General features: G+C 66.8%; 16 protein-coding genes. 4 read left to right on the plus strand and 12 right to left on the minus strand.

What is annotated here, in order from left to right; genetic code table 11:
- Positions 1 to 24 precede the first annotated feature (24 nt).
- The 3 genes from NFX52_RS01160 to panB all read right to left on the minus strand — a co-directional run bounded on the left by NFX52_RS01160 (position 25) and on the right by panB (position 2,991).
- A complete protein-coding gene (locus tag NFX52_RS01160; RefSeq protein ID WP_055398962.1) occupies positions 25 to 864 on the minus strand; it encodes an urease accessory protein UreD in 840 nt (279 codons plus the stop codon).
- Positions 865 to 1,219: 355 nt separating this feature from the next.
- Positions 1,220 to 2,065, minus strand: a complete 846-nt coding sequence (gene panC / locus NFX52_RS01165) for a pantoate--beta-alanine ligase (RefSeq protein ID WP_055399345.1) — start codon at positions 2,063 to 2,065, stop codon at positions 1,220 to 1,222.
- A gap of 44 nt (positions 2,066 to 2,109) precedes the next feature.
- A complete protein-coding gene (gene panB / locus NFX52_RS01170; RefSeq protein WP_207401849.1) occupies positions 2,110 to 2,991 on the minus strand; it encodes a 3-methyl-2-oxobutanoate hydroxymethyltransferase in 882 nt (293 codons plus the stop codon).
- A gap of 164 nt (positions 2,992 to 3,155) precedes the next feature.
- Between panB and nadC the strand changes: the two genes are divergently transcribed.
- Positions 3,156 to 4,004, plus strand: coding sequence for a carboxylating nicotinate-nucleotide diphosphorylase (nadC, locus tag NFX52_RS01175; RefSeq protein ID WP_202907237.1), 849 nt, complete (start codon positions 3,156 to 3,158; stop codon positions 4,002 to 4,004).
- The gene (gene nadA, locus NFX52_RS01180) at positions 4,001 to 5,134 is read left to right on the plus strand and encodes a quinolinate synthase NadA (RefSeq protein WP_055402894.1); all 1,134 of its coding nucleotides are present in this window, start codon (positions 4,001 to 4,003) and stop codon (positions 5,132 to 5,134) included. The genes nadC and nadA overlap by 4 nt, the downstream gene beginning before the upstream one ends.
- Positions 5,135 to 5,179: 45 nt before the next feature.
- Here nadA and NFX52_RS01185 read toward each other — a convergent pair whose 3' ends face one another.
- The 5 genes from NFX52_RS01185 to NFX52_RS01205 are packed head-to-tail and all read right to left on the minus strand — an operon-like array spanning position 5,180 to position 11,836.
- Positions 5,180 to 5,935: an ABC transporter ATP-binding protein gene (locus NFX52_RS01185; protein WP_055402891.1), complete on the minus strand. Its 756-nt coding sequence runs from the start codon at positions 5,933 to 5,935 to the stop codon at positions 5,180 to 5,182.
- Positions 5,929 to 6,993, minus strand: a complete 1,065-nt coding sequence (locus NFX52_RS01190) for a FecCD family ABC transporter permease (protein WP_156358900.1) — start codon at positions 6,991 to 6,993, stop codon at positions 5,929 to 5,931. The genes NFX52_RS01185 and NFX52_RS01190 overlap by 7 nt, the downstream gene beginning before the upstream one ends.
- Positions 6,990 to 8,225 carry an ABC transporter substrate-binding protein gene (locus NFX52_RS01195; protein ID WP_156358899.1) on the minus strand — a complete coding sequence of 412 codons (1,236 nt, stop codon included), beginning with the start codon at positions 8,223 to 8,225 and terminating at the stop codon, positions 6,990 to 6,992. Before NFX52_RS01195 ends, NFX52_RS01190 begins: the two co-directional genes overlap by 4 nt.
- Before the next feature lie 60 nt (positions 8,226 to 8,285).
- Positions 8,286 to 9,551, minus strand: coding sequence for an MFS transporter (locus NFX52_RS01200; protein ID WP_252635354.1), 1,266 nt, complete (start codon positions 9,549 to 9,551; stop codon positions 8,286 to 8,288).
- A 59-nt stretch (positions 9,552 to 9,610) separates the two neighbouring features.
- The gene (locus tag NFX52_RS01205) at positions 9,611 to 11,836 is read right to left on the minus strand and encodes a TonB-dependent receptor (RefSeq protein WP_055402887.1); all 2,226 of its coding nucleotides are present in this window, start codon (positions 11,834 to 11,836) and stop codon (positions 9,611 to 9,613) included.
- Positions 11,837 to 12,090: 254 nt separating this feature from the next.
- On the opposite strand from NFX52_RS01205, the gene NFX52_RS01210 reads away from it, so the two are divergent.
- Positions 12,091 to 13,911 (plus strand): chorismate-binding protein, encoded by a 1,821-nt coding sequence (locus NFX52_RS01210; protein ID WP_055402885.1) that lies wholly within the window; start codon positions 12,091 to 12,093, stop codon positions 13,909 to 13,911.
- Between the two features lie 117 nt (positions 13,912 to 14,028).
- Here the strand turns inward: NFX52_RS01210 and NFX52_RS01215 are convergent, their stop codons facing one another.
- Complete coding sequence (locus NFX52_RS01215; protein ID WP_055402883.1) at positions 14,029 to 14,388, minus strand: 5-carboxymethyl-2-hydroxymuconate Delta-isomerase; 360 nt, start codon at positions 14,386 to 14,388, stop codon at positions 14,029 to 14,031.
- A gap of 473 nt (positions 14,389 to 14,861) precedes the next feature.
- Here NFX52_RS01215 and NFX52_RS01220 point away from each other — a divergent pair, with 473 nt between their 5' ends.
- Positions 14,862 to 15,605 (plus strand): carbonic anhydrase, encoded by a 744-nt coding sequence (locus tag NFX52_RS01220; RefSeq protein WP_055402881.1) that lies wholly within the window; start codon positions 14,862 to 14,864, stop codon positions 15,603 to 15,605.
- A gap of 65 nt (positions 15,606 to 15,670) precedes the next feature.
- On the opposite strand, the gene bioF is transcribed toward NFX52_RS01220, so the two are convergent.
- Genes bioF through bioA form a run of 3 tightly spaced genes read right to left on the minus strand, consistent with a single transcriptional unit; the run spans position 15,671 to position 18,932 of the window.
- Complete coding sequence (bioF, locus tag NFX52_RS01225) at positions 15,671 to 16,939, minus strand: 8-amino-7-oxononanoate synthase (RefSeq protein ID WP_055402879.1); 1,269 nt, start codon at positions 16,937 to 16,939, stop codon at positions 15,671 to 15,673.
- Complete coding sequence (bioD, locus tag NFX52_RS01230) at positions 16,936 to 17,607, minus strand: dethiobiotin synthase (RefSeq protein ID WP_055402877.1); 672 nt, start codon at positions 17,605 to 17,607, stop codon at positions 16,936 to 16,938. Before bioD ends, bioF begins: the two co-directional genes overlap by 4 nt.
- A complete protein-coding gene (gene bioA, locus NFX52_RS01235) occupies positions 17,607 to 18,932 on the minus strand; it encodes an adenosylmethionine--8-amino-7-oxononanoate transaminase (protein ID WP_055402875.1) in 1,326 nt (441 codons plus the stop codon). Before bioA ends, bioD begins: the two co-directional genes overlap by 1 nt.
- Position 18,933: the final 1 nt, after the last annotated feature.

The following is an 18,933-nucleotide window of genomic DNA, read 5'->3' on the forward strand; positions in this document are numbered from 1 at the left end:
CCTGCCGTCTCATAGACCGCCACCTCACATCGCCCAAATCCTAGGCGCTTCCCCGTCCAACCCCCACAACACCTCCCTCCAGGCCACCCGCACCGCCTTGAGCAGCTTCATCGCGGGCTCCACCTGCGGCGCCAGCACGCGCACCACCACCATGCGGTCGTTGGGGCTGGTGGCGCCTGCGGTGGCTTTGACCTGGGGGTGTTGATCCATCGCTGCGCGGGCCGCTTCCAGGGCCGAGTCGCGGCGTGTGCGGTCGAGGGGCGTGCCTGCGGCAAAGAACATGCTTGCCATGCAGCGGTGGCCTGCCAGGCCCAAGGGGCTGCTCAGCAGGCGCTCATCGGCGGCGTCGATCACGCCGCGCTCCAGCCACAGGCCGGGCACTTCCAGGTGCTGGGTGAAGCGGCCTTGTTCAAACGGCTGGCCCGCGTGCGGCAGGCCCAGGGCGGTCACGTCCCAGGCGATGCATTCGGCGCCGGGGGCGAGGTTCAGCGTGAGGTGATTTTCGGCGTGGCAGGCGCTGTAGCACAGGGCTTCCAGCGGCAGCCATTCCAGGCGCGCGCCTTCGGCCAGGGTGAGGTGGCTGCGCTGCAGCGCCAGCGGGCCGGTGGAGCGGTAGAAGCGCGTGGCACCGGGGGTGGTGACCAGGCCGTGGGCGCCGGGGCCCACGGTGGCCGTGATGTCCAGCGTGTCGCCGCCCACCAGGCCGCCGGGTGGGTGCACCAGCACGTTGTGGCAGATGGCGTCGCCCTCGGGGTACAGGCTTTGCAGGATGCGCAGCGGCCCGTTGTGCTCGTAGCGGGCTACGGTGCGGGCGTTGTTGGTTTCTGCCGTGTAGTCGAGCTGCAAGCGGGCGTGCCAGGACATGGAGGAGTCTTTGCTATCAAATAAATAGCTTATTGCGCAATGCAGATAAGCGCTAGGGACATTTTTTGCCGAATAATCGCGGACGGTGGGCGGGTGCTTGGCTTGTTCTCCCATTGCCAGAGAGGGTGGAGCAGAGGGGGCAACACCGCATTGGCTGTTTCTCCCTCTCGCCCACCCATCCCAGCGAGGGGGCGTTTCAGCGCAGTTTCCCGGAGTCGGATGTTATCTGTTCGATAGCGCATTCACTGCGACAGAGCACGGCCCTGGCTCCGCGCTCTGTCGTGGGCAGTACAACAAGCAGTCCAAGCAGCGCGATAAGGCCGGACAACGACCTGCAGGGTTTTTGTGAGCCGCTCTAAAACTCCAGGTTGTCAATCAACCGCGTGCTGCCCAGCCGCGCAGCCCCCAGTGCCACCAGCGAGCCCGCTGCATCGGCCGCTGTGGCGGGCAACAGATCGGCGCGGCGGCGCACGGTGAGGTAGTCCGGTGCCCAGCCCCGCGCGCGCAGGGCGTCCAAGGCCCGGGGCTCCACCGCGCTGCGGTCGTTAGGCGCAGCGTTCAGCCATTGCTGTGCCAGTTGCTTCAATGCCTGCGACAGGGCTACGGCTTCTTGCCGCTCTTCCAGGCTGAGGTAGCCGTTGCGTGAACTCAGTGCCAGGCCATCGGCCGCGCGGCAGGTCTCGCCCGCTACCACCTCAATCGGCAGCGCAAACTGCTGCACCATGTGGCGGATCACCATGAGCTGCTGGTAGTCCTTTTTGCCGAACACGGCGGTGCCGCCCGTCTGGCCGAGCACGCAGGCAAAGAGCTTCATCACCACCGTGCTCACGCCTGTGAAGAAGCCGGGGCGGAAATGGCCTTCCAGCATGTCGGCCAGTGCTGCGTCGGGGTGCACCTTGAAGGTCTGGGGCTGTGGGTACAGGTCGGCCTCGCGCGGGGCAAACAGCACATCGCAGCCCGCAGCTTGCAGCTGTGCGCAATCGGCCTCCCAGGTGCGGGGGTAGCTGTCAAAGTCCTCGTGCGGCAAAAACTGCAGGCGGTTCACAAAGATGCTGGCCACCGTCACGTCGCCCAGGGGCTTGGCCTGGCGCACCAGGGCGATGTGCCCGTCGTGCAGGTTGCCCATGGTGGGCACAAAGGTGGGGTGGCGATAGGAGGCCAGGGCCTGGCGCAGGTCTGCAATGGAACGGGCAATCAGCATGGGGTGGGAGAGGTCGAAAAGAAATGAAGAAATGCGGTGAAGGCTCACCAGGCGTGCAAGGTGTTATCCGGGAACTGCCCCTGCTTCACGGCCTGCACATAGGCCTCCATGGCGCCGCGTACGCTGCCTGCGTCCTGCATGAAGTTGTGGACGAACTTCGGCATCTTTCCGAGGTTCATGCCCAGCATGTCGTGCAACACCAGCACCTGGCCAGCCGTGCCGTTGCCCGCGCCGATGCCGATGGTGTGGCAGTGCAGCAGCTCGGCCGTCAGCTCGGCGGCCAGCGCGGCGGGCACCATCTCCAGCACCAGCATGGCGGCGCCTGCGTCTTGCAGCTCATGCGCCTCCTTGCGCAGGGTGCGGGCGTCATCGTCGCTCTTGCCCTGAACGCGGTAGCCGCCCAGGGCATGCACCGTCTGCGGTGTGAGGCCCAGGTGGGCGCATACCGGCACGCCGCGCCGCACCAAGAATTCCACCGTGGGCGCCGTCCAGCCGCCGCCTTCGAGCTTGACCATGTGCGCTCCCGCCTGCATCAACACGCAGGCGCTGCGCAGCGCCTGCTCGCGGCTCTCGGCATAGGTGCCATAGGGCAGGTCGGCCACGAGCCAGGCCGTGCCCTGCACGCGGTGCAGGCCACGCGCTACGCTGGCCGTGTGGTAGGCCATGGTGTCCAGCGCCACGCCCACGGTGCTGGGCAGGCCCTGGCACACCATGCCTAGCGAATCACCCACCAGGATGCATTCCACCCCCGCCGCATCGGCCACGGCCGCAAACGTGGCGTCGTAGGCGGTGAGCATGGTGATCTTCTCGCCCGCTGCGCGCATCTGCGCCAGGCGCGGCAGGCTGACCGGGCGGCGTTGGGGCAAGGGGGATGCGGGCGGCAGAGTGCCGTAGGGTGTTGCGGAAGCGTTGCTTGTGGCAGTCATGGGGCATCCATGGGCAAAAATTGCCGCAAGTCTATGCGACCAATAATGGGTGTACTTATTGGTTGTCTGCCCAGTGGGATGCGGCCTAGGTCGGTACCGTGGCCTTTGCGTTCCCGGTATGCTCGCGGCCCATGACAGCAGCGTTACACCCCGCGAACACCCCCATGAGCGATACCGATGTGATGGCCCTGGCCCAGGCCGACGTGGCCCGTGCCCTGGCCGAAGATGTAGGCGCCGGCGACCTCACGGCCGGCCTGATCGACCCTACCCGCCGCGCCCGTGCCCGCATCCTGGCGCGCGAATCCGCCGTGATCTGCGGCGCCCCCTGGGCCGAAGCCGCCTTGCGCGCACTCGACCCCACGGTCCAAATCACCTGGCATGTGGCCGAGGGCCAGCGATGCGCGCCCGATCAGGTGGTGCTGGAGCTGGAAGGCAATGCCCGCGCACTACTGTCGGCCGAGCGCACTGCGCTCAACTTTCTGCAACTGCTGTCGGCCGTGGCCACCAAGACCCGCACCTATGTGGATGTGGTGGCGGGCACCCGCGCCCACATCGTGGACACGCGCAAGACCATCCCCGGTCTGCGCCTGGCGCAAAAGTACGCCGTGCGCGTGGGCGGCGGCACCAATCACCGCATCGGTCTGCACGACGCAGTGCTCATCAAGGAAAACCACATCGCCGCCGCCGGTGGCGTGACGGCTGTGCTCAAAGCCGCCCAGACTGTGGCAGCTCAAGCAAAGTTCGTCGAGATTGAAGTGGAAACCCTGGAGCAACTGACCGAGGCGCTGGATGCAGGTGCCAAGATGGTGCTGCTCGACAACATGCCGCTGCCCACGCTGCGCGAGGCGGTGCGCATCAACGCGGGCCGTGCAATTTTGGAAATATCGGGTGGCGTCACGCTCGAAGGCTTGCGCGAACTGGCCGAGACGGGGGTGGATCGCATCTCCATCGGCACGCTGACCAAAGACGTCAAGGCGACGGACTTTTCCATGCGCCTGCAGGAGCTGTCATGACCACCACTGCCGTGTTGAACCGCATCGACGTGGAGTACGAGCAGCCGCTCGATACCGAGGAAGGCTCCGTCTGCTCCACCAAACATGCCTGGGCACGCGTGCCACCCGAACCCACGCAGGCCGAGCGCCTCGCGCTCAAGGACAAGATTCGCCGCCTGCTGAAAGAGAAAAATGCGGTGATGGTGTCGCACTACTACGTGCACCCCGATCTGCAGGATCTGGCCGAGGAAACTGGCGGCCTGGTGAGCGACTCGCTGGAGATGGCCCGCTTTGGCCGCGACCATGCCGCGCAGACCCTGGTGGTGAGCGGCGTACGCTTCATGGGTGAGACGGCCAAGATTTTGAGCCCCGAAAAGACCGTGCTCATGCCCGACCTGGATGCGACCTGCTCGCTCGACCTGGGCTGTCCTGTGGAGGAATTCAGCGCGTTCTGCGACGCCCACCCCGACCGCGCCGTGGTGGTCTACGCCAACACCAGCGCGGCCGTGAAGGCGCGGGCCGATTGGCTGGTCACATCCAGCTGCGCGCTCGACATCGTCGGCGCCTTGAAGGCAGCAGGGCAAAAGATCCTCTGGGCGCCCGACCGCCACCTGGGCGCCTACATCCAGCGCGAAACTGGGGCCGACATGGTGTTCTGGAACGGCGCCTGCATCGTGCACGACGAGTTCAAAGCCTTCGAGCTGGAGGCGCTCAAAAAAGAACACCCCCACGCCAAGGTGCTGGTCCACCCCGAAAGCCCTGCGGACGTGATCGCCCTGGCCGACGCCGTGGGTTCCACCAGTGCCATCCTGAAAGCCGCGCGCGAGATGGAAGCCACCGAGTTCATCGTGGCCACCGACAACGGCATGATGCACAAGCTGCGCACGCTGAACCCCGGCAAGGTGTTCATTGAGGCCCCCACCGCCGGCAACAGCGCCACCTGCAAGAGTTGCGCACACTGCCCCTGGATGGCGATGAACGGCCTGGCCGATGTGGCGCGGGTGCTGGAGACCGGCGCCAACGCGATCCATGTGGACCCGGCGCTGATCCCGCGCGCGCGCCAGCCGATTGACCGCATGCTGGCCTTCACGGCCGCGCTGAGGAACGGGCAGCCCACGGCGGGCTTGGTCCCTGGCATCGGGGCCGCCTGAGGCATCACGCAGGTATTGAATCGTGGCGCACCCGACGGGCGCGGACTAAGCCACGCCGTCCACAATGACGTGCCGCGTGCCCGCCGAGCAGCTTTCAATGCGGGCCCGGATGCGATAGACATCGCGCAGCATGGCTGCCGTGATCACCTGCTCGCAAGGCCCGCTGTGCTGCGCCTGGCCGTTGGCGATCACCAGGGCGTGGTCGCAGTAGCGCAGGGCCTGGTTGATGTCGTGCAGCGCGATGAACACGATCAGCCCCCGCTCCTGCGCCAGCGAGCGCATGAAGTCCAGCACCTGGATCTGACGGTGCAGGTCGAGCGCGCTGGTGGGCTCGTCCATAAGCAGGATCTCGGGGTCGCGCGCCAGCGTCTGGGCGATGGACACCAGTTGCCGCTGGCCGCCACTGAGTTCCCCCAGGTTGCGAAAGGCCAGGTCTGCGATGCCCAGTGACACGGTGATGGCGTCCACCTGTGCCAGTTCGGCGTCGCTCACCGCCCAGCCCTGGTGCTGCTGTTTGGCGGCCAGCAGTATGGATTCAACCACCGTGAGCCGCGCGGTGGCGCTGATGTCCTGCGGCATGTAGCAGATGCCCTCGAGCCCCTTGCGGGAGCCCTGCAGCACTATCTGGCCCGGCCCCTTGAGCATGCCGGCCACGCGCTTGAACAGGGTGGATTTGCCCGCCGCATTGGGCCCGATCACTGCCACCACCTGCCCCGCGTGGAAGACGGGGGTGTTGACGTTCGCAAGTACCGTGCGGCTGCCATAGTGCGCGCCCACCCCTTGCAACTGGAGCGTCACCATGAGCGCTCCCTGCGGCCCAGGATGAGCGAGATGAAGAAGGGCACTCCTATGAGCGAGGTCACGACGCCGATGGGAAAGATGGCCCCAGGGATCAGCGTTTTGCTGACCACCGAGCTGATCGACAGCAGCAATGCGCCGGTCATGACCGACGCAGGCAGGAAGAACCGCTGGTCTTCGCCGATCAGCATGCGTGCAATGTGCGGGCCCACCAGGCCGACAAAGCCGATAGTGCCGACAAATGCCACCGGGAAGGCTGCCAGAAGGCTGATCAGCACCAGCGTTTGCAGCCGCAGGCGCGCCACGTTGATGCCGAAGCTGGCGGCCTTGTCATCGCCCAGGCGCAGGGCCGTCAGTGCCCAGCTGTTGCGCGCAAAAAGGGGCAGCGTGACCACAAGAACCAGGCAGGTCACACCCAGCTTCGGCCAGGTGGCCTTGGTCAGGCTGCCCATGGTCCAGAACACCACGGCCGCGACGGCTTGCTCGGTGGCGAAATACTGCACCAGCGCCAGCAGCGCATTGAAAGTGAACACCAGCGCAATACCCAGCAGCACGATGGTCTCGGTGGTCACGCCGCGTTTCATGCTCAGCAGGTGGATCAACCCGGCCGACAGCATCGCCATCACAAAGGCATTCAGCGGCACCACATACCCGGCCACCGTGGGGAACAGGGCAACGCCGAAGGCCAGCCCGAGCGCGGCGCCAAAGCTGGCCGCCGCCGAAATACCCAGCGTAAACGGACTGGCCAGCGGGTTGTTGAGCGTGGTCTGCATCTGTGCGCCCGCCACCGACAGCGCAGCACCCACAGCCAGCGCCATGAGCGCGGTGGGCAGGCGGATGTCCCACACCACCACGCGCAGTTGCACGGGCACGCTGTCGGGCCACAGCACAGCCTGCACCACGTCCTTCACGCTGTAGCCCACCGGCCCAAGCGCAAGGTCCAGCAGCAGGCTCAAGGTCGTCAGCACGAAAAACCCCAGCAGCAGCCAGCGCTTGCGGCGCACCAGGGCACGGTAGCCAGCGCCCTGGCTTGCAGGGGGTGCCATCGCCGTGGTCGTCATGGGGCAGCCTTGGCGGTGGAGGGCGCTGCGGAGGCTGTGGGTGTTGCGCCATCCAGGCTCACGAAGTAGCCGGGTTCATAAGGCACGGGCAGAAAGCGTTCGTGCATCTCACGGTAGGTGGCGTCCGGGTCGAGGTCTGTGAACAAGTCCGGGTGGAACCACTTGGCCAACTGCTGGATGGCCACAAACTCGTACGGGCTGTTGTAGAACTGGTGCCAGATGGCGTGGAACGCGCGTTCTTGCGCAGCCCGGGTGCCGGTGTAGGCGGGGCGGCGGGTATAGGTCTCCAGCTTGCGCCGGGCCTCTGCCAGGTCGGCACCAGGGCCCACGCCAATCCAGTGGCCCGAGGGTACGTAGGCCTCCCAGTTGGCGCTGGTGACCACGACCTGGTCGGGGTTGGAGGCGATTACCTGCTCGGGGTTGAGCTGGCCGAAGGTGCCGGGAATCACGCCCTTGGCAACGTTCGTGCCCCCCGCCACTTCCACGTATTTGCCGAAGTTCTCGTTGCCAAAGCTCAGGCAGCAGTCTTCGGTGTAGCCGCCGATGCGTTCGATGAACACCTTGGGGCGCGGGGGCTGCTCGGCGGCGATGGTGTCTGCCACGCGCCGGATCTGCGCCGTGCGGTAGGCGATGAACTCTTCGGCACGCGCTTCCTTGCCAAACAGCCGGCCCATCAGGCGCATGGTGGGCTCGGTGTTCTCCATGGGGCGATGGCGAAAGTCTACATACACCACCGGAATTCCGAGCGCCGCCAGTTTCTCGATGTAGCGCGCGTCATCGGTGGCCCGTTGGGCCTCGATGTTCAGCAGGATCACATCGGGCTTTTGCGCAATGGCCTGCTCGATGTCGAAGGTGCCGTCTTCAAAGCCCCCAAAGGTGGGAATGTCGGCGATGCGCGGAAATTTCTTGGCGTACGCCGAATAGGTGTCAGGGTCGGCCTGGATCAGGTCCTTGCGCCAGCCCACAATGCGCTGGATCGGGTTGTCTGTATCGAGTGCGGCCACCAGGTACAGCTGCCGCCCTTCGCCCAGGATCACGCGCTGCACAGGCACCCGCACCTGCACGTTGCGCCCCAGCAGGTCGGTCACCGTGACGTGGTGGCTGCCGGAGGGCGGGGGTGATGCAGCGCCTTCGGGGGCTGCGGCCGGAGAAACCAGAAGAATGCCGGCGGCGGCGATGCCTGCCAGCACAAGGATAAGAAGCGCGATGCGCCAGCGGTGACCCATTGCCATGTCAAAGACTCTTTGTGAATGAAGGGGTGGGGAGGAAAAAGATGCGATGCGCTGCGGGGCTCATGGCCCGGCAAGGCCGGCTGCGCCTGGCCGGGTGCCGCGCATGCGCAGCACGGCGACGATGACCGCGAGGGCGCAGGCATAGGCCCCCGCAACGAGGAAGTAGGTGGAGTGCAGGCCCAGCAGTTGGGTCAGGCCTCCGCCCAGTGCGATGCCGGCCATGGACGAGAACTGGGCGGTGCTCTGCGCCACGCCCAGAATGCGCCCCTGGTGCTGCCCGCTCGTGGCATGCGAAATCTGGGCCATCAGCACCGGTGTGGTGGCACCCAGCAGCACACCCCAGGCAAAGTGCAGTGCGATAAAAAATGCCACGCTGTGAGTAGCCCCCGCCAGCACCATCAGCAAGGCGCAGGCGGCAGCCACCCAGGCCATGCGGACCAGGGCGTCGGGGCCCTGCAAGCGCTCGAAGTAGCGCGCCCAGAGCGTGGCCGACACGATGAACCCCATGGAAAGAAGCCCGTAACACAGGCCCACCACCCAGTTGTCCATGGCAAACACCGAGCGGACATACATCGCAAATGGGGTTTGCGTGAGCATGCGGGCCACCAGCAGGATGCCCAGCACGGCCAGCAGCCCTGCCACGGGGGACGCAAACCAGGACGATGGTTGCAGCGGCGCTGCGTTGCCTGACGTGGGCGGCAGTGATGGCACTGCCTTCACGCCCTGGGCGCTGCCTGCGGCAGGACGGGGCGGCAGCAGCACGGCCACGGCTGCAGCGCACACTGCGCACAGCAGCGCTGCGATGAGGTTGATCCAGAAGAACGTGGCGTGGTCCAGGATGAGCCCGCCCGCCAGCGCCCCCGCCAGCGAGCCCACGTTGGTGGACACCTGCAGGTAGGCAAACAGGCGCCCCCGGACCGCTGGCACCACGGCGCTCACACCGTAGGCCTGCGCCGGTGCCAGATAGCCTGCGCACGCCCCTTGCAGAAAGCGCAGTGCCAGGATTGTCCAGACATCCTGCGTAAAGGTCAGGGCCAGCTGTGTGATGGCCAGCCCCAGAAGCGCCCGGACCATCATGGGCTTGTGCCCGAAGCGGTCCCCCACCTTGCCCCAGAACGTGCTGGTGAGCGCCACGCCCAACATGGGACCCACATACACGGCAATGCCCGCAAACGCCAGCACGCCGGGCGATGCGCCCAGGGACTGCAGGTGCACCGGCCAGAAGGGCCAGCTCATTTCCATGGCGCCCATGGAAATGAGCTGGATCACGAACAGTGCGTGAACCAGGCGGGGCAGGGCGCCGGATGCGGCTGGCGTGGGGTGCATCAGGCTGGTTCAGTGGCCTGAGCCTCGCCATCGTACTGTTGTGATCGCATGGCCGTGCCTCAGAAATCAACGGTGGCCGACACCACCAGGGAACGTGGCGCACCCTGCACCAGGCTGCCGTACTGCGATACGCTGGCCCAGTAAGCGCGGTCTGCCACGTTGCGCAGGTTGGCACGGAACGTCGTGGGCTTGCCGGCGATCTGTGTGCGGTAGCGGGCGCCCAGGTCTGCGGTGGTCCACGATGGAATGCCCAGCGTGTTCGCGCGGTCCACATACTGCTTTCCGGTGTGGGTGATACCCCCGCTCAGTGCCAGGCCCGGCACCCAGGGCAGATCCCACTCCAGCCCCAGGTTGGCCTGCACCGAGGGGACGCCGATGGCTTTCTTGCCCTGCGTGGCCGCGCTGTTGGTCTGGCTCAGCACACCTTGCAGCAGCGTCACGCCGCCAGTGACGGAGACGCCAGGCACCACACGGCCGGAGGCGTTCAGTTCCACCCCCCGATTGCGCTGCTTGGCATCCACTGCAAACAGACCGTTGGTTTGTTGGCCGCTGGGCTTGGTGATCTCGAACAGGCTCAGCGAGCTGATCATCCGACCCCATTCGAACTTGGCGCCGATTTCCTTTTGTTTGGCTTTGTAGGGCGCAAACACCTCGCCCGCGTTGGAGGCAGTGGCCGGAGCGATGTCGCCCTTGCTCAGGCCTTCGATGTAGTTGGCGTAAAGCGCCACGTTCTGCCAGGGTTTGACCACCAGGCCCGCCAGCGGCGTCACTGCGCTCTGGTCGTACGACGAGGCGACGGCGCCCGTGGTGGTGTTGAAGTTGTCGGACTCCACACGCTGGCGGCGCACGCCCAGCAGCAGCTGCACCCGGTCGTCCAGCATCGACAGGGTGTCGGCCAGCGCGATGCTGGACAGCTCTGTGTCGGCCACCCGCGCGACCTGGGCCGGGGCGGCCACATTCTGCGCCGGGCTGTTCACCGGCGCGTAGATGTTGGACAACACGGTGGTGCCGTTGACGGAACCACGACCCAGGCGGTCGTGGTAGGTGCTGGCCTGCAGCGTGACCGTGTGGCGGATGCTGCCGGTGGCGAACTTGGTGCGCAGCCCGGCGTCCGCCGTGCTCCGGTCCACCTCGAACTGAAAGCGTTGCGGCAACGTGCTGGTGTCGCCCTGCACGTTGAGCAGGGTGGGGTTGCCAAAGAGCCGGTCTACCCGTGTGCGTCCGCCGCCTGCGCTGGCGAACGCGGTGGTCTGGTCGTTCAGGTCGTATTCCAGGCGCAGCAGCAGGGAGCGGTCGGTGGTTTCAAACCATTCCCAGGGCTGGCTCACGTTGCGCCGGCCATCGGGTGCGGCCGGTACGGCCGTGGCCCCTGCGGCCAGAAACGGCCGACGCTGTGGCGCATCGACACTTTCCTTCTGCGCGATGGCGTCCATGGTGGCGCGCAGCCGTTCTCCCTGGTAGTCGAGCGCGATCGCTCCCACGTCCGCCTTGCGCGACTGGTTGTCCAGCAGCGTGTCGCCCTGGTGGTGGCTGCCGTTGATGCGCACGCCCCACTGGCGTTCGGGGCCAAACCGGCGGCTCAGGTCGATCTGGCCACCGCCCTGTGCGGAGGGTCCAACGTCGGCGGAGATGCGTGTGAGCGGGGCGCTGGTGGCACGCTTGGGCACGATGTTGATGGTGCCGCCCACGCTGCTGGCCGGGGACATGCCAAACAGCAGCGCTGCGGGCCCTTTGACCAGCTCGATGCGCTCCGCGTAGTCGGCCAGCACGCGGTAGTTGGGGGCGATGCCATAGACGCCGTCAAAGGCGATTTCGCCCGAGTTCTGGTCGCCCACCGGGAAGCCTCGGATGAAGAACGAGTCCAGCTGGTCGCCGGAGTGGCCTGAGAGCCGGACCGACGAATCGTTCTTCACGATGTCGGCAATGGTGACGGCCTGTTGGTCCTGCACCATCTGCGACGTGTAGCTGGTGGCGCTGAGCGGTGCGTTCAGGGTGTCGGTGTTGCCCAGCAGCCCCAGTCGGCCACCGCGCGCTGTGTGCCCGTTGCCGATGGTGGCGGGCAGCCCTGCATCGCCGTCTGCCGTGACCTGGACCTCGGGCAGGGCACGGGGGCGGTCGGCGGCGTCCGGAGATGCGGTCTGAGCGCCTGCCGGGGCCATGATGCCGGCCGTGACCAGACTGGCGAGCGCCAGGCGTGTGGCGGCCGCGAGGGGGTGAAGGGGGGCCGCGCGAGCGGCGTCCAACGAAGAAGAAGGCAGAGAGCCTGGCACGGTCGGTGGCAGCACAGTGGTTCCTTGAGGGGGCAGGAGGCTGGCTGGCGACGGCTGGCTGCTTGGGGCGCATGGCAATGCACCGTATGGCAAAAATTATAAACAAGAATTATTCGCATTTGATGGATTTTTTGCTTGCACTTGCAACAGGACCGCGCTGCCCACCCTCCGCAGAGTCCAGCCCTGCGGCGTTTACGATAGGCGGCTGCCCTTGTTTGCCTCAAGGCGCCCGTTTCCTTCAAGGTGCTGCCGCCGCGCCCGCCATTTCCATGAATTCCTGCATCGACTTCAGTGCCGCGCTGGCCCCGTCAGCGCCCCGCCTTCGCCATGCCTTCCGCGCGCCCCGCGCCGTGCTGTCGGCCCGTGGTCTGGCCGAGGTGCGCCCCGTTCTCGATGCCGTGTTTGCTGCCGCGCAGGCAGGCGCATGGTGCGTGGGCTACGTGCGCTACGAGGCGGCTCCAGCCTTCGATGCAGCCTTGCAGGTGCATGCCGCCCAGGGGCCGCTGGCCTGGTTTGCCGTCCATGACGAAGCGCTGCCGTGGCCCGGGGAAGCCGCTGCAGATGCGGCCGATGTAGCCCATGTGGAGTGGACCTCGGGCCCCTCGCGCGCGGAGTTCGATGCAGCCTTGGCCCGCATCCACCAGGCCATCGGCGATGGCGAGCTGTACCAGGTCAACTACACCGCGCCGCTGTCGGGCCAGTTGCTGCAGGGCAGTGCACAGGCCTTGTTCCAGGCTTTGCAGCGCTCGCAGCCCGGCGGCTATGCCGCGTTCATCGACACCGGCAACGAACAGGTGCTTTCGGTGTCGCCCGAATTGTTCTTTGACTGGGAAAGCGGAGCCCATGGTGACCCGGCGGGTGGGGCCATCCTGGCGCGCCCCATGAAAGGCACCGCGCCACGTGGCGCCACGCCTGCGCAGGATGTGGCCAACGCTGAGCACCTGCGCTCGTCGCCCAAGGAGCGGGCTGAGAACGTGATGATCGTGGACCTGCTGCGCAATGACATATCCCGCATCGCGCTGCCGCACAGCGTGCGTGTGCCCGCGCTGTTTGCCACCGAAGCCCTGCCCACCGTGTGGCAGATGACGTCGGACGTGACGGCCCGCACGCGGCCCGGTACCACGCTGACCGACGTGTTTGCTGCGCTGTTTCCCTGCGGCTCCATCACCGGTGCGCCCAAGGTGGGCGCCATGCAGATGATCCATGCGGTGGAGCCCGCACCGCGCGGCGTGTACTGCGGCGCCGTGGGCGTGGTGCGGCCTGTGGGTGCCGGCGGGGCAGATGGGCGGCACCGCGTGGCGGCCACCTTCAACGTGCCCATTCGCACCGTGGTGCTGCGCACCGACGGCGGCCACACCCAGGCCACCTGCGGCATTGGCAGTGGCATCACCTCGGGCGCGCAAGCGGACGCCGAATGGAACGAGTGGCGCCACAAGCGCGCCTTCGTGGAGCGTGCGAGCCAGCCTTTTGACCTGCTGGAAACTTTGGCGCTGGTGGACGGCCAGTGGCGCCATCTGCCCGAACACCTGGCGCGACTGCAGGCGGCGGCGGTGCATTTTGGCTACCCCTTTGATGACAAGCTGGTCGAGCAGTGCGTGCGGATGCTGGCAGCGGGACATGGCGCAGGCCTCTGGCGTGTGCGCCTGCTGCTCAATGCCGCAGGTGAGCCCCGGGCCGAGGCCTTTGCACTGGCCCCCACGCCCGAGCCCGTGCGCCTGCAGCTGGCGCGCAGCCCGCTACCAGAGGCCCATGGTGAATTCGTGCGCCACAAGACCACGCGCCGCGCGCACTACGCGGCCTTTGCGCCCACGGCCGCCGGGGTGTTCGACACGGTGTTGTGGAACGAGGCGGGTGAGATCACCGAAAGTACCTTCGGCAACATCGCCCTGCTGCTCGATGGCCGCTGGGTCACGCCGCCGCTGGCCTGTGGCCTGCTGCCCGGCGTGGGCCGCGCGGTGGCGCTGCGCGAGGGGCGTGTGGCAGAAGCCGTGGTGCGGCTGCAGGACCTGCCCCGCGTGCAGGGCTGGGCGTTCATCAACAGCCTGCGCGGCTGGTTGGCTGCGGAGTTGGTGGCAGAAGACCCAGGCTGATGCATCAAGGCACCCGCCAGGCTTTGGTGGCAAAGAGTGTTGCTATTAAAATAATAGCTACAAATGACTATGGATAAGCGGTAGGGCCGAATTTATTCAGAAATTGCCGCCGCTGGTTCAGAGCCGCTCTTTGGCGTACGAGCCCCGGTCCATATCGACGATCTCCACGCTCAGCTGCACCATCACGCCCTGGGGCTTGGGCGTGCGCTCGCGCAGCACGGCGGCGATGCGGTCGGACAGTTCCTTCTTGGCCTCGGGCGTGCGGCCCGCGAGCAGGCGCAGTTGGGCATGTACAAAGGCGCGGTTGGCGGGCGTGATGCCGATCTCGAAGCTGTCGGCCACGATGAAGCGGGTCTTCAGATCCGCCTCGTCCTGCACCTGGGGGTGGGCGCACAGGGTGGCATTCAGGGCCGTCAGCGTTTCGGCCTCTGGGTAGTGGGGCAGGTTGGCCGAGTATTCAATGGTCAGGTGGGGCATGGGGTGGGTCCGGTTCGGTCGAGTGAATTCACTTCAAAGCCATGGTAGACAGGTTCTAAGAACCTGTTCAAGATCTTTTCAGGGTCGCACAAGTGCCTTGCCGGGATGGGATGCAAGGCGCGGTGCGCAGTTGATAGCTTGGCTATCAACAAGCGCCGCAACGCCGCAGGCCGCCCGGCAAGGCACTTGCCCGAAGGGTTGGAGTGAAATCGGGCGATTGGAAGCCTCTGCTGCTTGCATGGGCATGAGCCCATGCGGCGCCTCCGAAGCATCCACGTCCATCACGATGGCACTCCAATGCGATCCCCGAAAAGATTCTGAACAGGTTCTTAAGCCAGCAACCCTTGGGCCGTCAGTGGCACCCACCAGTTTAAGCCGCCGTTAAGCAAGGCTGCTGACTATCACGCGGCTGCTTGCAGCGACTTGTTTTTCATCAAATTGTTGTTCCTTAAGAGCCATGACACCCCCCCTTCTTGATCCAAAAAACCACATTGTTTGCCCTCGTGCTGTGCGCCGCCACCTGGGCCAGCGCCGAGGGCGCCCACCCGCACTGGGAATACAAGGGAAAACACGGCGCCGCCCACTGGGGCGCGCTGGAGTCTGGTTTTGAGGCCTGTGCACGCGGTGCGGCGCAAAGCCCCATCGACATCCGCAATACCGTGAAAGAGGCGCTGCCTGCGCTGGATTTCCAGTACACCGCAGGCGCCCCCACGCTGGTCAACAACGGGCACACGGTGCAGGTGAACATGCCTGCGGGCAGCAAGCTGGTGGTGGACGGCAAGGCGATGGAGCTGCTGCAGTTCCACTTCCACACCCCCAGCGAAGAGGCCATTGGCGGCAAGCACGCGGCCATGGTGGCCCATTTTGTGCACAAGGCTGCGGACGGCGGACTGGGCGTGGTGGCGGTGCTGATCCAGCCGGGCAAGACGAATGCGGCCTGGGCCCCCATCTTTGCGCACCTGCCGCGTGTGGGTGAGCAGGTGACGGTGGACGGGCTCACGCTGGACGCCAGCACCCTGTTGCCCGCCAAGAAGGGTTACTACAGCTTTGCAGGGTCGTTGACCACGCCGCCCTGTTCCGAGGGCGTGCAGTGGATGGTGCTCAAGGAGCCCGTGAAACTGGGTGCCCAGCAGATCAAGGCGTTCCGCCAGCTCTATAACGCCAACGCGCGCCCAGTGCAGCCTCTCAATGGCCGCATCGTGAAAGAAAGTACCTGACCGTGACCAGCCGGTCCGCTGGTTCCAGGGGGCGGCTGAGTCACAGGTCGATGTTCAGGCCATAGTCAGGCAGTAGCGGCCGCAGACGCCACGCTGGTGCCTGCGGCTTTTTGTTGAAGAGCCACCACGCAGTCGGCGGCATGTGCCGCCAGCGCTGCCAGCAACGCCTCCACATCCGCCGCCGTGTGCGCGGCCGATAGCGCAATGCGCAACCGGGCCGTACCCACGGGCACCGTGGGCGGGCGGATGGCGGGCACCCACAGGCCCCGCTGGCGCAGGCTTTCCATCGCGGCCAGGGCCGCTTCGTTGCTGCCGATGACGAGCGCCTGCACCGCCGTGTGGGATGGCAGCAGGTGCCAGCCCAGTTCCGGGGGCAGCGCGGCCAGGCCTTCGCGCAGTTGCGCAATGCGCTTGCAAAGTCCCTCTCGCAGGTCGTCCGCAGTCGCGATCAACTCCAGGCTTTTGCGCAATGCGCTTGCCAGCAGGGGTGGTGCGGCCGTGGCAAAGATGTAGGTGCGGGTCTTCTGCAGCAGCCATTCAATGAGTGCAGCGTCACCCGCCACAAAGGCGCCCGCCACGCCCGCCGCCTTGCCCAGCGTGGCCATGTAGAGCACGCGGCGCGAGGCGGTGGTGCCCGTCAGGCCCGCTTGCGCCAGGCTACCGCGCCCTTGGGGGCCGAGCACGCCAAAACCATGGGCGTCGTCGAGCAGCAGCAGTGCATCGTAGCGTTCGCACAGCGCGAGCAGGGCAGGGATGTCGATCAGATCGCCGTCCATGCTGAACACGGCGTCGCTGATCACCAGCTTGCGCCGTGCGGGGCTGCCGGCGAGCTGTGCCTCCAGCGCGGCCAGGTCGGCATGGGGGTAGCGGTGGATGGTGGCGCGCGACAGGCGCGCGCCATCGATCAGGCAGGCGTGGTTGAGCGCATCGGAGAACAGCGCATCGCCATCGCCCACCAGCGCGGGGATGATGCCGGTGTTGGTGGCGTAGCCCGCGTAGAAGTACAGCGCACGGGGCAGTTGTACGAAGGCGGCCAGGTCGCGCTCCAGCGCATCGTTGGCAGCGCTGTGGCCGCTGACCAGGGGCGACCCGCCCGAGCCCACGCCAAAGGTGTGCGTGGCGTCCCGAGCGGCCTCGGCCAGCGCGGGATGGCCGGCCAGGCCCAGGTAGTCGTTGCTGCAAAAGGCCAGCATGGGCTGGCCGTCCACCAGCAGGTGGGCACCGCCCGCGGGTTGCACCACGCGGCGGCGGCGCAGCAGGTGGGCGCGCTCGATGTCGGCCAGGCGCCCCGGGATCTCGTCCAGCCAGGAGGTGGGGTGGGATTCCTGCGTCATAGCCATTCCCCGGGCAGTTCAAACACCAGGCTGCGCGCATCGGGAAGGTCCTGGTACGGCACCTCGGCCAGCAGCGGCACGCCCAGGCGCGCACGCAGGTAGGCGATGTTCTCGTCAGCCGCCTCCATTTCGGGGTCCACACGGTTGGCTACCCAACCCACCAGCACGAGGCCACGCGCACGGATGGCCTCGGCAGTCAGCAACGCATGGCTGAGGCAGCCCAGCCGTAAACCCACCACCAGCACCACGGGCAGGGCCAGGGCCTGGGCCAGGTCGGCACCGGTCTGGGTGTCGGTCAGTGGCACATGAAAACCGCCCGCGCCCTCCACCACCACGGCATCCGCCTGGGCGGCCAGCGCCTGGTAGCTGCGCACGATGGCCGCGATATCAATCTGCACCCCGGCGCGTTCGGCCGCAATGTGGGGCGACAACGGGTCGAGCAGCAGCACGGGGTTGTCCAGCTCGGGTGCGACGGCCAGGGTGGAGGCCGAGCGCAGCGCGATCGCGTCCTCGCTGGCCCAGGCCTCGCCCCAGGGCACCACACCGGCCGCCACGGGCTTCATGCCGACCACACGGCGGTGGTGCGGAGCCAGGGCGTGCAACAGGCCGGTGGACACCAGCGTCTTGCCGACGCCGGTGTCGGTGCCGGTGACAAAACATCCAATCATCAATTCTCCTCTTGCAGCGTGGCGTTCAGCGCAGCGAGCGCGCCGCTGGCCAGGCATTGCACGGCTTCGTCGTCGAGCACGTAGGGCGGCATGGCATACAGCGTCTTGCCGATGGGCCGCAGCACCAGCCCCCGCGCCATGGCGTGCTGGTGGTAGCGGCGGGAAAAGTCGGGCAGCGTGGTGTCCACATCCCAGGCCCAGATCATTCCGAGGCGGCGCGCATGGCGCACACGTGGGTGCTGTGCCAAGGGTGCGCACGCCGCATCGATGCGTTGCGCCAGCGCCTTGTTGGCATTCAGCGCATCCAGCTGATCGAACAGTTCCAGCGTGGCCACTGCCGCGCGGCAGGCCAGCGGGTTGCCGGTGTACGAGTGCGAATGCAGAAAGCCGCGTGCCACATCGTCGTCGTAGAACGCCGCGTACACCGCGTTGGTGGTCAGCACGGCCGAGAGCGGCAGCGTGCCACCCGTGAGGCCCTTGGACAGACAAATGAAATCCGGCCGGATGCCCGCCTGCTGGTGCGCGAACATCGTGCCCGTGCGGCCAAAGCCCACGGCGATCTCGTCCACCACCAGGTGCACGTCATAGCGGCTGCACAGCGCGCGCGCCAGGCGCAGGTAGTCGGGGTCGTGCATGGCCATGCCCGCAGCACATTGCACCAGCGGTTCAACAATGAATGCGGCGGTGGTGGTGTGGTGCTCCTGCAGCCAGGTCTCCAGCGCGGCGGCGGCGCGCCGGGCCACGTCCAGTGCGGTTTCGCCAGGGGCTGCATTGCGCGCATCGGGGCTGGGCACGGTGTCGGCCAAACGCACCAGCGGGGCGTAGGCCTCGCGGAAGATCGCAATGTCGGTCACAGCGAGTGCGCCCACGGTCTCGCCGTGGTAGCCGCCGGCCAGGCCTACAAAGCGGCTTTTGGCGGGGCGGCCTGTGTTGCGCCAGTAGTGCGCGCTCATCTTGAGCGCGATCTCGGTGGCGGCTGCGCCGTCGCTGCCATAGAACGCGTGGCCCAGGCCGGTGAGCGCAGCAAGGCGCTCCGACAGTTCCACCACCGGCGCGTGCGTGAAGCCCGCCAGCATCACGTGGTCGAGCTTGCCCAGCTGGTCCACCAGCGCGGCCTGGATGTGCGGGTGGCTGTGCCCAAACAGGTTGACCCACCAGGAGCTGATGCCGTCCAGATAACGCTGGCCGTCGGTGCCGTAGAGCCACGGGCCTTGGGCGCGTGCAACGGCCACGGGTGGCTGAGCCTCGTGCCGCTTCATCTGCGTGCACGGGTGCCAGACGGCGGCCAGGCTGCGGGCCACCAGCCCGTCGTGTTGTGGCTGCATG

Source organism: Acidovorax facilis (assembly GCF_023913775.1).
Taxonomy (GTDB): Bacteria; Pseudomonadota; Gammaproteobacteria; order Burkholderiales; family Burkholderiaceae_C; genus Acidovorax; species Acidovorax facilis.